The 12,685-nt window shown below is 37.2% G+C and carries 11 protein-coding genes; 7 read left to right on the top strand and 4 right to left on the bottom strand.

Features of this window, described 5'->3' with window-relative positions:
- Positions 1–54 precede the first annotated feature (54 nt).
- The 7 genes from AAG186_RS07075 (at position 55) to AAG186_RS07045 (ending at position 8,462) form a co-directional block, all read left to right on the top strand.
- A complete protein-coding gene (locus tag AAG186_RS07075) occupies positions 55–744 on the top strand; it encodes a pseudouridine synthase (RefSeq protein WP_342621497.1) in 690 nt (229 codons plus the stop codon).
- Between the two features lie 101 nt (positions 745–845).
- Positions 846–1,649, top strand: coding sequence for a hypothetical protein (locus AAG186_RS07070; RefSeq protein ID WP_342621495.1), 804 nt, complete (start codon positions 846–848; stop codon positions 1,647–1,649).
- Positions 1,650–1,780: 131 nt separating this feature from the next.
- A complete protein-coding gene (locus AAG186_RS07065; protein ID WP_342621494.1) occupies positions 1,781–3,502 on the top strand; it encodes an ABC transporter ATP-binding protein in 1,722 nt (573 codons plus the stop codon).
- On the top strand, positions 3,486–5,219 hold the full coding sequence (locus AAG186_RS07060) for an ABC transporter ATP-binding protein (RefSeq protein WP_342621493.1): 1,734 nt from the start codon (positions 3,486–3,488) through the stop codon (positions 5,217–5,219). The genes AAG186_RS07065 and AAG186_RS07060 overlap by 17 nt, the downstream gene beginning before the upstream one ends.
- A gap of 11 nt (positions 5,220–5,230) precedes the next feature.
- Positions 5,231–6,211: a winged helix-turn-helix domain-containing protein gene (locus AAG186_RS07055; protein WP_342621490.1), complete on the top strand. Its 981-nt coding sequence runs from the start codon at positions 5,231–5,233 to the stop codon at positions 6,209–6,211.
- 349 nt (positions 6,212–6,560) lie between these two features.
- A complete protein-coding gene (locus AAG186_RS07050; RefSeq protein WP_013853289.1) occupies positions 6,561–7,346 on the top strand; it encodes a hypothetical protein in 786 nt (261 codons plus the stop codon).
- Positions 7,347–7,871: 525 nt separating this feature from the next.
- Positions 7,872–8,462, top strand: coding sequence for an ABC transporter ATP-binding protein (locus AAG186_RS07045; protein ID WP_342621489.1), 591 nt, complete (start codon positions 7,872–7,874; stop codon positions 8,460–8,462).
- Between the two features lie 573 nt (positions 8,463–9,035).
- On the opposite strand, the gene AAG186_RS07040 is transcribed toward AAG186_RS07045, so the two are convergent.
- The 4 genes from AAG186_RS07040 to AAG186_RS07025 are packed head-to-tail and all read right to left on the bottom strand — an operon-like array spanning position 9,036 to position 12,572.
- Positions 9,036–9,950 carry an ABC transporter substrate-binding protein gene (locus tag AAG186_RS07040; RefSeq protein WP_342621488.1) on the bottom strand — a complete coding sequence of 305 codons (915 nt, stop codon included), beginning with the start codon at positions 9,948–9,950 and terminating at the stop codon, positions 9,036–9,038.
- Positions 9,940–10,713, bottom strand: a complete 774-nt coding sequence (locus AAG186_RS07035; protein WP_342621487.1) for an ATP-binding cassette domain-containing protein — start codon at positions 10,711–10,713, stop codon at positions 9,940–9,942. The genes AAG186_RS07040 and AAG186_RS07035 overlap by 11 nt, the downstream gene beginning before the upstream one ends.
- Complete coding sequence (locus AAG186_RS07030) at positions 10,706–11,620, bottom strand: iron chelate uptake ABC transporter family permease subunit (protein ID WP_342621486.1); 915 nt, start codon at positions 11,618–11,620, stop codon at positions 10,706–10,708. Before AAG186_RS07030 ends, AAG186_RS07035 begins: the two co-directional genes overlap by 8 nt.
- Entirely contained in the window at positions 11,610–12,572 is a 963-nt protein-coding gene (locus tag AAG186_RS07025) for an iron chelate uptake ABC transporter family permease subunit (protein WP_342621485.1), read from the bottom strand. Before AAG186_RS07025 ends, AAG186_RS07030 begins: the two co-directional genes overlap by 11 nt.
- Positions 12,573–12,685: the final 113 nt, after the last annotated feature.

Genomic DNA, 12,685 nt, shown 5'->3' with positions numbered 1-12,685 from the left:
TCCGTAATTCTAGAGAATACGATATAATAGAAGATATTGAAATGAGGATGAGATATGCGATTGGATAAATTTTTAGCTCATAATGGATTTGGAACACGAAAAGATGTAAAGATTCTTGTGAAAAAGGGTATGGTTACGGTAAATCACGATGTGGTACGGGATGCAGGTATGGTTTTAAACCTTGAAAAGGATGAAGTCTTTGTTCAAGGGGAAAGCGTATCGTACCAGAAGGATATTTACTTTATGATGAACAAGCCGGCTGGATATATTTGTGAACATAATCCTGTAATGTATCCCTCTGTTTTAGAACTGATAGAATCGTATCATCGTGATTTGGTTTTTGTCGGTCGATTGGATGCGGATACGGAAGGGTTACTCTTAATTACAAACGACGGCCAGTTTTCACATCGTGTTGCGCACAGTAAAAATAATGTTCATAAACAATATTATGTTGAGTTGAATAAACCGTTTGACCTGCGCTTTTGTGAGGAATTAGAAAAAGGGATGATGTTAGGGGATGAACTCTTGAAACCTGCTCAAGTTGAGGTTGTGGGGGAACGCGCCATCCACTTAACAATCGGTGAAGGGAAATACCATCAAGTGAAACGCATGATGCATGCCTGCGATAATGAAGTTACGTATTTAAAACGCATTAAGATTGGTGCGTTGGAACTGGATTCATCCTTACAACCCGGTGAATATCGAGATTTATCGGAGGAAGAAATCAACTTATTCATCAAATAAGTGGTAATGCGATGAGTCTTTTGTGAGGTCCATATCTTTTTTGGCCGAAAGGTATTATTATGAAGATAGTTAGAGTTGGTTTACGCGAGAGGAGCATGAAGATGGAAACAACAAATCAATCAACCAAAGTTAAAAAGTTTAAATATGTTGGATCGGTTGCGATTATTTTAATTGTGATCATCATTTCCTTTGTTTATCATTTTACAAAAGGATCCAAACCAGTAATTGTATTTAAAGATAATGCGCAATTAGAACAATACACTTACTTAAGTAATGCCGCACTACAAGATGCGATTGATTTGGAGAAGAGTAATTTTGGAACGTATCACGTTGAGTTTTTGAAAGATGGTAAGATTGTGGATCCAGAGACCATCCGACAAGAACAAATCCAGTTGTATACAACGATGCATAACATTCCCTATCCATTTCCAGAAGGGTTTGATGATAAGGGAATTATGGACTTGCTAGATAACGGGGATGAAATTCCTGTTGTCGGTGATTTAGAAATGCGCTTTATCGCATCGTTTTCAAACGGTGAAGAAGCAACCTTTGAGAAAATCCTTAAAGCCGTTGATACAATTCCACCCAAAATAACGTATCGCGTGGATGATAAAGAAGTTGAAAGTGGTGCACGCATTGTGGTCCAAACAGGGGATGATGAAGGGGAATTGAGTGTTACGGATACGCGATTTGATCACGATATTGAGATTCAATTCAATGCTTCAAAATCACCGGTGAAAGAGGCGACACAGCTTAAAATTGAAGCTTCTGATGGAGTCAATGAAACGCAGTATCAAGTCTATCTCTATTATGTAGATCTGGAAAATGTTTCCGAAGAGATGTATCAAATCTTAAAAAATGCCGGAGTTATTAATTTAGATCGTATCCAAGTCAAAGAGTCGTAAGACTCTTTTTTATTGTTCTCATTAATGTCTAACACGATGTTAGATATTTGTTGACTGAAAAGACCGCTTGTGTTAATGTTTATCTAACATAACATTAGATGAAGATATAACTAAGTGTAGGAGGATGGTTTATGATCAAGAAATTAAAACGCGCATGGCGCGAAAGCAATCGTTTCAATCGATATGTGGTACTCCTTTGTAGTTTCGTATTAATTGGTGCCATGGAATTAATGGCATCGCAATATTTTGGAGCACTAACCCAATCGATATTACTGCGTGACTTTACCCAAACTCAAACCAGTTTAATAGGGTTTGGTTGTCTTACCCTCCTTGCGGTATTGATGACCTATCAGACCCAAAAATATCAAACTCAAGTGATTGAAACAATGCGCAGTCAATTTAAAACAAAAACAGTTGATTGCATTTTGGAAAGTGATTATCGTGTCAGTTCACAACTGGAACAAGGTGATCTCATTGGACGGCTTGAAAATGATGTTTCCAGCATTGTTTCCGCAACAAATTTAAGTGTCACCTTATCCAAAGCGGTTGTACTTTTAATAATCTTATCCTTTGGGATTCTTCATATTGATGTGCGTTTATTAATCTTGTATTTTATTCCCCTTCCATTGGCTTTTATCATTCAACGTTATGCTTCACAAAAATCCAGTGATTTCATCCTTCCATGGAAAACGGCTATGGGTAAAACCAATGCCCTCACGCAAGATGTGATGAATAACCGAACGACCATAAGAACCTTTGGTTTGTATGATACGGTTGCTTCATGGGTCGAAAAAGCACTGGTGGATTCACGGGATAAGGGAATCTACGGAATCCGTTCCCTCTACTTACTGCAATTTCCATTTTCAGTCTTTGCCATGCTTCCCAATTTCCTCATTGGTATTGGTGGAACCTATCTTATCGCACACGGTGAGCTAGAATTGGGTCAACTTGTCAGTGTCTTTCTTTTAGTTCAACTGATTTCAAATGAATTTAATGTTATTGCGAATATGGTTCAAAACATTCCGCAATTATTGGTTTCAACCGAACGAATTTATCCAATTTGGGATGCTGCGAAAGAAACATTCGGGAATGCGGTGGGATCAGAGGATAGCGATCCTGTTATTGCTTTTAAAGATGTATTTTTTGGATATCCAAATACGGATACTCTCGTATTAAAGGGCTTCAATCTTGAAATTTATGATAAGGAACACGTAGGTGTTGTGGGAACCAGTGGTTCAGGGAAATCAACGCTGATGAAGCTCCTGTTAGGACTGTATACGCCTCAATCCGGGGCGGTTTATTATAAAGGGATTTCGATCCAAGATTGGGATAAACAAGCCTTACGTAATGACTTGGCGGTTGTATTTCAAAATAGTGAATTGATGAATCAAAGCATTCGTCAAAATCTTCAGTATGGCAATCAGATGGTATCGGATAAGCAACTTCATGAGGTGTTGGATCACGTTCATCTCTCAGACTTTGTGGATCAAAACGGTTTGGACTTTATTGTTGGCGAAAAGGGAAACCGCTTGTCCGGGGGACAACGTCAACGCTTGTCGATTGCACGAGCGCTGCTTAAAGAGAGTGATGTCTTGTTGTTTGATGAAGCAACTTCAGCTTTAGATGTGGAAACAGAACAGCTCATCCAGCATGTTATGGATACGACAGAACGTACGCAACTGATTATTGCGCATCGTCTTGCAACCTTACGCAATTGTGATCGCATTATTGTGATGGATCAAGGGGCGGTTGTTGCGAGTGGAACGCATCAAGAACTAATAGATCAAGATGGGATCTATGCAAGTTTAATCGCAATTCAAAATGGAGGTGATTATCATGACAAACGTATTTAAAACCATGCGACGAATATCCAAAATTGGTTCGTGGGCTTTTGTTGGCGCAATTCTAGGCGGTTGTGTTGCCAGTCTCGCAAATTTTGGTCTTAACTTTACGTTTGGAAAGATGACGCAGATTTCCACCGAACAAGCTACAGCAGGAACTTTTGATTTACAAATCCTCCTCACAATAACCGGTCTATTTCTCCTTATGTTTCCACTTCTTGTAATGGGACAAACGGGAAATCTCATGGGGGGATTAAACGCAGAGAAACGTCTCAAAGAACACATGATTCATCATATCTTACGTCAAAAAGAAGCAACAATTCGTGCTTCACATACCGGAGATATGATGACCTTATTAACCAGTGATGCGGATGTCATTAATAATTATTATTTCCAAGGATTTAATTACATGTTTATTCATCCTACTGTGGGTGGTCTTGCAGCTTTAATCACAACATTCTTTGTGGATGTGCGATTTGGGGTGATTGCGGTTGTGTTGGGAATTGTAAGTGTATGGGTGGCAACACGGTATGCAGACTCAATTCAAACGGATTACGTATCAGCACGAAACTTCCAGAACAAAGCAACCAATCAAGTTTCTGATATTATTGCGAATGAAACAATGGTGCGTTTGTATAATGCACAGAATACGGTGGTGGATGATTATCGTGAATTAAACCAAGCGCATGCAAAGGCCCTCATAAATGCGGAAGTTAAAAAGCATCGAGTAACTATGTGGAATGATGGATTTGGGGCTTTGGGTAAAATATTGTTTGTGGGAATTGGCTTTTACTTAGCACGCACCACTGAATTTGAATTTGCGAAGGTAATGTTGTTGTTACCATTACAGGCATCTATTGGATATATGTTTGGAAACTTTGGTGTTGCTTGGAACTATATTTTGGAAGTTCAAACATCTGCGGATCGCATCTTAACGATGTTGGACATGGAATGTGAAGAGGGTCGTATTGATAGACCAGACCTAAGTCTTGGGAAGGGTCATGATTTAATTACCTTTGATCAGGTTCAATTTGGATATCAACCAGATCATACCATTTTAAAGTCTGTTGATTTTACGATCAGTCCACAATCTAAGGTGGCGTTTGTGGGAGAATCGGGAAGTGGGAAGTCAACCATTTTTCAATTACTTCTTGGCTTTTATAAACCCGATCAGGGGCGGATTTTGTTGGATGGAAAGGATGTGCAAGATTATTCGCTGCAAAGTGTCCGAAATCAAATTTGTTATGTCCAACAAGAATCCCCCTTGTTCAACACCACCATCCGAGAAAACATTCGTCTAGGCAGTAAAGGCATTGTCAGTGATGCGATGATTGAGGCAGCCGCACACAAGGCCGCAATCCATGATTTTATTGTATCGCTTCCCCAAGGGTATGATACACATGTGGGCGAACAAGGTGGAATGCTTTCAGGGGGACAACGTCAACGCATCGCGATTGCACGTGCACTAATAAGTGAAGCACCCATTCTCATTATGGATGAACCAACATCCGCATTGGACAGTGAGTCAGAACAACTGATTCAAAAAGCCATCGCAAACATCCAAAACGAAAAAACAATTCTTATTGCGGCACATCGATTGAGCACCATTCGAGATGCTGATAAAATTATTGTATTAAATCAGGGTGTGATTGTGGAAATGGGAACCCATGATTCGCTGTTAACAGAGCACGGTGTCTATGAACGCTTTGTGCAGTCCCAACATATTTAAAGGAGTTTACGATGGAATTTGAGAAAAAACTAAATTATGAATTTGAAGCTTATGTAATGTTTCGACGTTTTTTGACCCAAGAGGCCCCTTATGCAGAGGATGCTCATGCGATTCATGATCGCATTGATTCAATTTATAAAGGGTGTGAAGCATCGATGATTCAAGTTCAAAAAGATTACCCCCATGCAACTGAAATTCTTGAATTACTTGGCAATGAAAAAGCACAACTGTACTATATTCCCTTTAAATGTTTTCTTGAAATCCAAACACGTAATCAAAACGAGATTAAGGCATTATTGGTTGAAACCATTGAAGATATTTTAAAAGCATTTTTTAGTGAAGGATCCACGCGTCATGAAGGGATTTTCCAGGTAATCAATCATGCATCGTTAAGTTATTCTGAAAAGTGGGCATTAGTAAGTATGGTCGAGTCCGTTGATGTGCTGTATCACGAGTTTAAAGGTATTGTGACAGACCTTTCAAAACCGCTGAAACAAATGTTATCGGTGTTTGATCAAGAAATTGAGGTCTTAAACCAAGAGTGGACCGCGCGTCTTGAGTCAAATACTTATATTGAATATCTTCGTGATACGTTTGGAATTGTTTGGGATGATCATGAGGGGATTATTTATCCAAGTGTGATGGCTAATAATTCATTTGTGGATGTAACGTATTTGGGAATTACGATGACAGAAGCATTTTTAAATCGAAATCAACTCAGCGATAAAAATGCATGTAAGATGATGAAAAGTATGGGAGATTCAAGTAAATTTGCGATTTTAAAAGCCTTGAATCATGGACAAAAATACGGAAAGGAACTCGCGACCCTGCTTGATTTAACACCCGCAACCATTTCCTATCACATCCAAGAATTATTAAATGATGGGCTGATTCAATGTGAACCCAGCAGCAATAAACGGGTTTATTATAATATTGCGAAAGACAGGGTTCGAGAATTGTTGGTGTTTGTGGAACACGAACTGGAACTCTAAACAAAAACACACTTTAAGAGTGTGTTTTTTTACGGAAATAGAGGAATTAATGATTCAACCATGGATATAGTCCGGGTTAACATCTTGGATTTTTCAAAGGAAAGGGTAAGTCTCTGTGTGGAAACATCTAAGTGGAAACCTCTAAGTTTTTCACAACTGGCGTTATTCCACAATTACGATAGACATCGTATAGATACAATATGATTTGAGTTGATAATTCGATGAGAATACTCCAGTAATGTATCAAAAACACACACTAAATACTTACAAAAACATCAAGCAAATAGACAAATAATGCGTTGTACAGCATTGTCTATAATGATAAAGTTTTATTAATACGGGGGAAAAAATGTACAAATCAAGTAAAAAAAATTTACTATCAATTATGTTACCAATAATTGTAGTCCAAGTTATTTTTGTTTTAAAGCAAGAAATATTTAATTTCGATGCTTCTTTCTATTATTATACAATAACAAATCCAGGATTCTTTTTTGTTTATTATTTAATAATAATTAGTTTAGAGAGCATATATGCTCTAAATTTCGAATATCTCATCACACAAAATAAATTTGATGATTTAGTAATATTAAGAACTGGATATTTTAAGTATTATTCGAGCAAGATCAAAAACGTAATAAAGCGAACTCTTTTTATTTCGTTGTTACAACAAATTTCGTTACTATTAATCATTATATTTATCAAATCTCCACTGACCTTTGAAGTCAATGATCCGACATTAACGCAAATGTTACCGTTTAGCACACATAATACGATTAATTTCTTTGTTTATTTTTTACTTTCAATTATCGGAACCACAGTTTATTGTGTCTTTTTAAGCAGTTTAATTTATTATATAAAAAATAAATACTTATATACTGCACTAAGTCCATTAATTTCTATCACAACTATTTTTATAGTTGGAGTTTTTATCATTCCATTTACGAATAAATTAAGTGCATTGAAGAACTTATCAATGTATTTCTATGGCTTGGTTATAGGAAATCTTCCAACAGTTGGCAACTTCTCATCGGGAGCAAACAGACTTAACATATTCCTTGCTTCTATTGTTCTGTACCTTTTAATATCGATTCTTTTTTATGTTATAACTGTTAAAAAGAGAGAAACAGAAGGATGAACCCAAATAGAAAAATACTTTCGTGTGTTTCAAAGAAACAGTATATCTTGTTGTTTATATTTACAATTCTAAATATAATTGAATACGCTCTTATTTATAATTCAGGAGCGCGTGCTATCGCTGTTTTGTTGAATCATAATTTTTATTGGATGAGTTTAAATGTTGTATGTCTAATAATTGGTTTTACTATAGTTTATAAAATCTCAAAAACAAAAATTTTACTGTTGGCTCGTGTAAATGATCGCGAATTATCGATAAGGTTACAGAGGACTATTTTTTTAATTTTTTGCTATGGTACGCTAGCACATATAATACCCGTAATATTTTTTGTTAAATTTGAATTTCTCACAATTTTATTTATCTATATCTTGTCACTACTTTTACTGTACTACAGTATATCTTTACTCTTATCCTTTGTAATTTATTTTAATAACCGATATTTTTTATTTGTTTCGCTCTTAAGTTTTTTGTTAACTTTTGGATTTCACGTTGTGTTTATGTCAGTTTTATAAAAAGGAGTAACCTATGTTAATATTAGAAAATATAAAAAAAAGCTATAAGGATTTAACTGTTTTAGAAAATCTAAATCTAGAACTAAACGATCATTCAATCATTTATATAAAAGGTAAAAACGGATGCGGCAAATCAACTTTATTAAAAATTATGTCTGGAATACTAAAAGCGGATGATGGCAGCATAAAAACCAATTATAAAAATATAGGGGCTCTTATTGAAAATCCCTCTTTTATAGAAGACCAAACATTATTAAAAAACCTCAAATTTTTATTTAATATAAAATCAAATTTTAATTATGAATATGTAAAAGAATTAGCAGACGCTTTTGATTTAGAAATCGATAGTAAAATCAAAATGAAAAATAATAGTGTTGGGATGAGACAGAAAGCGGGTCTAATTCAGGCAATCATGGAAGATCAAGATCTTATTCTTCTTGACGAGCCAACACGTGGTCTCGATGATGAATCTATCTTAAGTTTCACAAATATAATCAGTAATATGAAGGCGAAAACAATCATAATTTGTTCACATGATGAAATAGAAGACATAAATTTTGATAAGAAATTCGAGCTCGTAAATGGTAAATTGGAAAAAATATAGATTTTTCTTACTTAACCTATTATTAATACTGTCTTGTATAACAAAAAATATCGTAGAGAGTAGTCAGATTGAACACCTTATTTTTAAAATCCCTTCGAGTAATTTCACATTAATGAAACTTTGTGCTTCTTTATTAGTTTCTATTTTTAATATTCTATATGTATTTGATTTCTTGACTCCATATTTGGATGTTGAGACAAATATTAAAATCAGAAAAAGAGAGAAGTATTATTATTTTATATTTGAAAAATTAATATTCTCAATCATAACAATTTTTACGACAAATTCGCTTTTTATTTATTTTGTTCAAGCAGATTCTTTAGGTGTTTTCAGACATTTAGAATACTACTTATTACTTTGTCTTTTTGGAATCATGTTTCTTTATAACAAGAAAAATTCACACATTACTTTTTTTGTGTCTTTAGTAGCGATGATTGCCTATAGGCTTATTTAAAGGGAATCAATTCATTTGTAATTACAAAATTAACCAAGGATTTAGTTCAGTGTTCACACATTGTTGTTGTTTGTGAAACATGAATTCTAAGCAAAAAACACACTTCTAGAGTGTGTTTTTTACGGTAATAGAGGTTTTAATGATTCAATCATGGATAAAACTGCGGTTGTTCCCCCTTCGGTTAGGTACCAAACTTCAGGATCCACATAGATGATATGGCCGTTTTGGTAAGCACGCGTTGCTTTCACAAAGGCATTGTCCATCAAGACTTCCGCATTTCCTTCACCACCGGTTACCCGGGAGCGATCCATTACAAGGATAAAGTCAGGGCTAAGGTCTTGGATTTGTTCGAAGGAGAGGGTAGAACCATGGGTTGATACATCAAATTGTTTGGATACGGGCGTAAATCCGAAATCACGGTACACATGATCATAGCGGCTTTCAGGTCCGAAGGCTTTAATCTCATTACCATTGGCCATTAAGAAAAGTAAGGTGCCCGTTTGTTTTTGTGCTTCATTTTTGAATGCATCTACCTGACTTTCTAAATCAGTCATCAAGCCTTTAAGATCACGTCCTGGGTAGAGCTGATGAAGTATCTCAGTATTTGCCTTCATCGATGCGATTAAGCCATCGGGATGGCTGTCTCTTCCCATATAGATGGTAGGGGCAATTTTTGAGAGGGCTTCGTAATGTTTTGCGCTGCGACCGGATATAATAATCAGATCTGGTTGGGCTTCGCTCATGCGTTCATAATTGGGCTCAAAAAGGGTGCCAATATCGGTGAGGTTTGAATCCAACTTCGACTTCAGTGTTGTCGTTAAGGAGGCAGTAGGGACCCCGGAAATTGGTAAATCATAGGATTCCATCATATCAATGATTCCCATATCAAAGACAAATACGTTCTGTGGGTTTTCGTTAACCTCGGTTGTTCCTAATTTATGTGTAATGGAAAGGGTGGTATCTTTTGTTTTTTGAGGTGTACATCCCGTCACGAAGATGAGGGCAAAGCACACGATTAATGTTTTAAAGTTCATAGTTCCTCGTTTCTACACAACATTGTTTGATTGTGTTATGGGTGAAAATTGTAAAGTCTAAATCATAAAGCTGTTTTAGGATGGGTTGTGTTAGCGTTGAATCGACGGCGCCATGCGCAATGCATTCCCCATCTTTTAAACAAACAACCGCATCACAATACCGATATACCATATTTACATCGTGCATAATCATGACGATGGTTTTATTGCGATGGGTTACGAAATGGTTCATGCATTGCATGAATTCATGGGCATGTTTTAAGTCCAAATTATTTAACGGTTCATCCAAAAGAATTACTTCGGTATCTTGAGCTAAGACCATCGCGATATATACACGCTGAAGCTGTCCTCCGGAAAGGGTTTGGATGGATTGGTCTTTAAAATCCCAGCATTCCATGTCTTGAAGGCATGTCCTCACAATTTGATGATCTTCCTCCGTTAGTTGACGTGGATTATGGGGGTAACGACCGTAGGATACAAGATCGTAGACACTTAAATTCAAGTTATGGTGATTGCGTTGTTTTAAAATCGAAACGTGTTTCGCAAAATCAATGGCTTTGAAGGTTTGGATATCGTTGTCGTGAAGATATGTTCTCCCTGATGAGGGATGGGATAAACGTCCAATCAGATTGAGTAAGGTTGATTTGCCCGATCCATTTTCGCCAAGAATGGCGGTCATAGTACCTTTTTGAATTGTGATTGCACAGTTCTCTAAGGCATCAAGGCTCCCATAGGTTTTAGTAAGGCTTTCTGTTTTAATCATGTTTACGCTCCTTAATCATAAAAATAATCAGTGCCAATGAGCCAATCAAATTAATAAAAACGGTGATGGTTCCGGTGAAATTAAAAAGACGTTCAAAGATAAGTTGGGACCCGAGAAGCAGTATAAAGGCTAGAAGCGTTCCGGTGATGATAATCGGTTTTGTTCTAGCATTTGGACACAGTTCTTGGGCTAAATTGCTGGTCAGTAGACCAAGAAACGTTAGTGGTCCGACAAGACTTGTGACAAGGGAACTTGCGAGAATGACAAGAAATAAGACTTCCTTGTGGACCAAAGGGACATCCACACCTAAACTTTGTGCAGTATCATCCCCAAGGACTAAAACATCAAACTGGTGGCGTTTGTGGTTGTAGATGCCGATGATGAGAAGCGTAAGCAACACGGAAATTCTTAAAAATTGTGGTTGGATGGCATTAAAGGATACAAAGTTTTGACTTTGAAGGATACTGAATTCCAGCGGATCCATCATCATTTGTAAGGTTGTGGAGAGTGCACCCATTAAGGTTGAAAAGACTGTCCCAATTAGAAGCATCAAATAGATGTCATTTCCACATCGATTTAAGATTTTTGGGTAGATCATGAGGCCGATGATTGACATGGTGAATAAGGCGATTAGTGGATTGAGCATCGGATTGTTTAGAATCATAAGAGACCCGATTTGAATCAAAAGGTACAGGCGTTCAAAGCCCAATAAAGCCGGAGAGACAATGCGGTTATGGGTTAGCCTTTGAAATAACGTTGTGCTCAGATTAACTAAATACGAAGTGATGCATAGGGTGAAGATTTGAACGCATCGTCGCTGAAAGATATACGCGCTGTTTAAGCCACTCCCCAAATAATAAACAGCACAGATAAAGGCAATCCATCCTAAGATTTTTTTATAATTCATGGCGAATCATTCCTAGAAATCCCAAAGACCCAACAATTCCCAATATAAATCCTACGGGAAGCTCGTAGGGGAAGATTACGATGCGTGCAATAAGATCACATCCTAAGACCAGGCATGACCCATAAAGCCCACACAGTAAAAATGAGTTGGATGATCCATAACGCATGGCAATCATATTGGGGACAATCAAGCCTATAAAAGGCAGTGTTCCCACCGTCACCACGACCGAAGCGGTAAGCAGTGATACGAGCACCAAAGCAAGGTTCATTACGGACTTAGGTTTTAAGCCAAGATTCCGCGCAAAATCATCGCCAAGGGATAGAATATCGAATGTACGGGCGGCAAATAATGCACACAATAACAGCGGAACGGACGTAAAAAGCAACTCATAACGCCCTGCAATCATTTGAGTAAACGATCCCGTCATCATCCCTCCTAAAGCTTGCATTAAATCAAACTTAAGGGCTAAAAAGGTGGTCATCGATTCAATCATGGTTCCGAACATAATCCCGAGAAGTGGAATAAAGACTACATTTTTTAAGGGAATTAGACGTAAGAGCCTCAAAAAAAGGGCGGTACCTAAAATCGCAAAGCCATAGGCAAGCAAAGTCTTATGCAGTAATGATGCCCCTGGAAAGACAATCAACGCGATGAGAATTCCCATCCGGGCTGCATCCATCGTTACAGCGGTTGAGGGAGATACAAATCGGTTACGCGTCACCTTTTGCATAATCATTCCCGAAATGGCTAATGAACTACCGGTAAGAATAATCGCACAAAGACGGGGAAGACGGCTTGTAAGCAGAATCGACCACGCATCACCACTCCCTGTAATCAAGGCGTTAAAAGACAAGGGCAAGACGCCTACAAATAATGATCCAAAACTTAAAACAAACAAGATCATTACAGCCCATGTGGTGTGTCGATCTTTAAGCGTAAAACGAACAAACATATTCTTGATTCCTTTCTGTTACTGCCCTTTTAGTGTATGGAAGTGCTTTACAACACACAAGCAAAACATTAATTAAGTTTGGCTCTTTTTTCACAAATTCTCGATATTTAGCG

Source organism: Erysipelothrix sp. P66, assembly GCF_038682365.1.
Classification (GTDB): Bacteria; Bacillota_I; Bacilli_A; order Erysipelotrichales; family Erysipelotrichaceae; genus Erysipelothrix; species Erysipelothrix piscisicarius.
Note: the sequence above shows the minus strand (reverse complement) of the source record. Positions and strands in the feature narration are given on the sequence as shown.

What these genes read in the sequence shown, in the direction of transcription:
- AAG186_RS07075 (WP_342621497.1), top strand. Translation starts at nt 55, where the DNA reads ATGCGATTGGATAAATTTTTAGCTCATAATGGATTTGGAACACGAAAA.
- AAG186_RS07070 (WP_342621495.1), top strand. Translation starts at nt 846, where the DNA reads ATGGAAACAACAAATCAATCAACCAAAGTTAAAAAGTTTAAATATGTT.
- AAG186_RS07065 (WP_342621494.1), top strand. Translation starts at nt 1,781, where the DNA reads ATGATCAAGAAATTAAAACGCGCATGGCGCGAAAGCAATCGTTTCAAT.
- AAG186_RS07060 (WP_342621493.1), top strand. Translation starts at nt 3,486, where the DNA reads ATGACAAACGTATTTAAAACCATGCGACGAATATCCAAAATTGGTTCG.
- AAG186_RS07055 (WP_342621490.1), top strand. Translation starts at nt 5,231, where the DNA reads ATGGAATTTGAGAAAAAACTAAATTATGAATTTGAAGCTTATGTAATG.
- AAG186_RS07050 (WP_013853289.1), top strand. Translation starts at nt 6,561, where the DNA reads ATGTACAAATCAAGTAAAAAAAATTTACTATCAATTATGTTACCAATA.
- AAG186_RS07045 (WP_342621489.1), top strand. Translation starts at nt 7,872, where the DNA reads ATGTTAATATTAGAAAATATAAAAAAAAGCTATAAGGATTTAACTGTT.
- AAG186_RS07040 (WP_342621488.1), bottom strand. Translation starts at nt 9,950, where the DNA reads ATGAACTTTAAAACATTAATCGTGTGCTTTGCCCTCATCTTCGTGACG.
- AAG186_RS07035 (WP_342621487.1), bottom strand. Translation starts at nt 10,713, where the DNA reads ATGATTAAAACAGAAAGCCTTACTAAAACCTATGGGAGCCTTGATGCC.
- AAG186_RS07030 (WP_342621486.1), bottom strand. Translation starts at nt 11,620, where the DNA reads ATGAATTATAAAAAAATCTTAGGATGGATTGCCTTTATCTGTGCTGTT.
- AAG186_RS07025 (WP_342621485.1), bottom strand. Translation starts at nt 12,572, where the DNA reads ATGTTTGTTCGTTTTACGCTTAAAGATCGACACACCACATGGGCTGTA.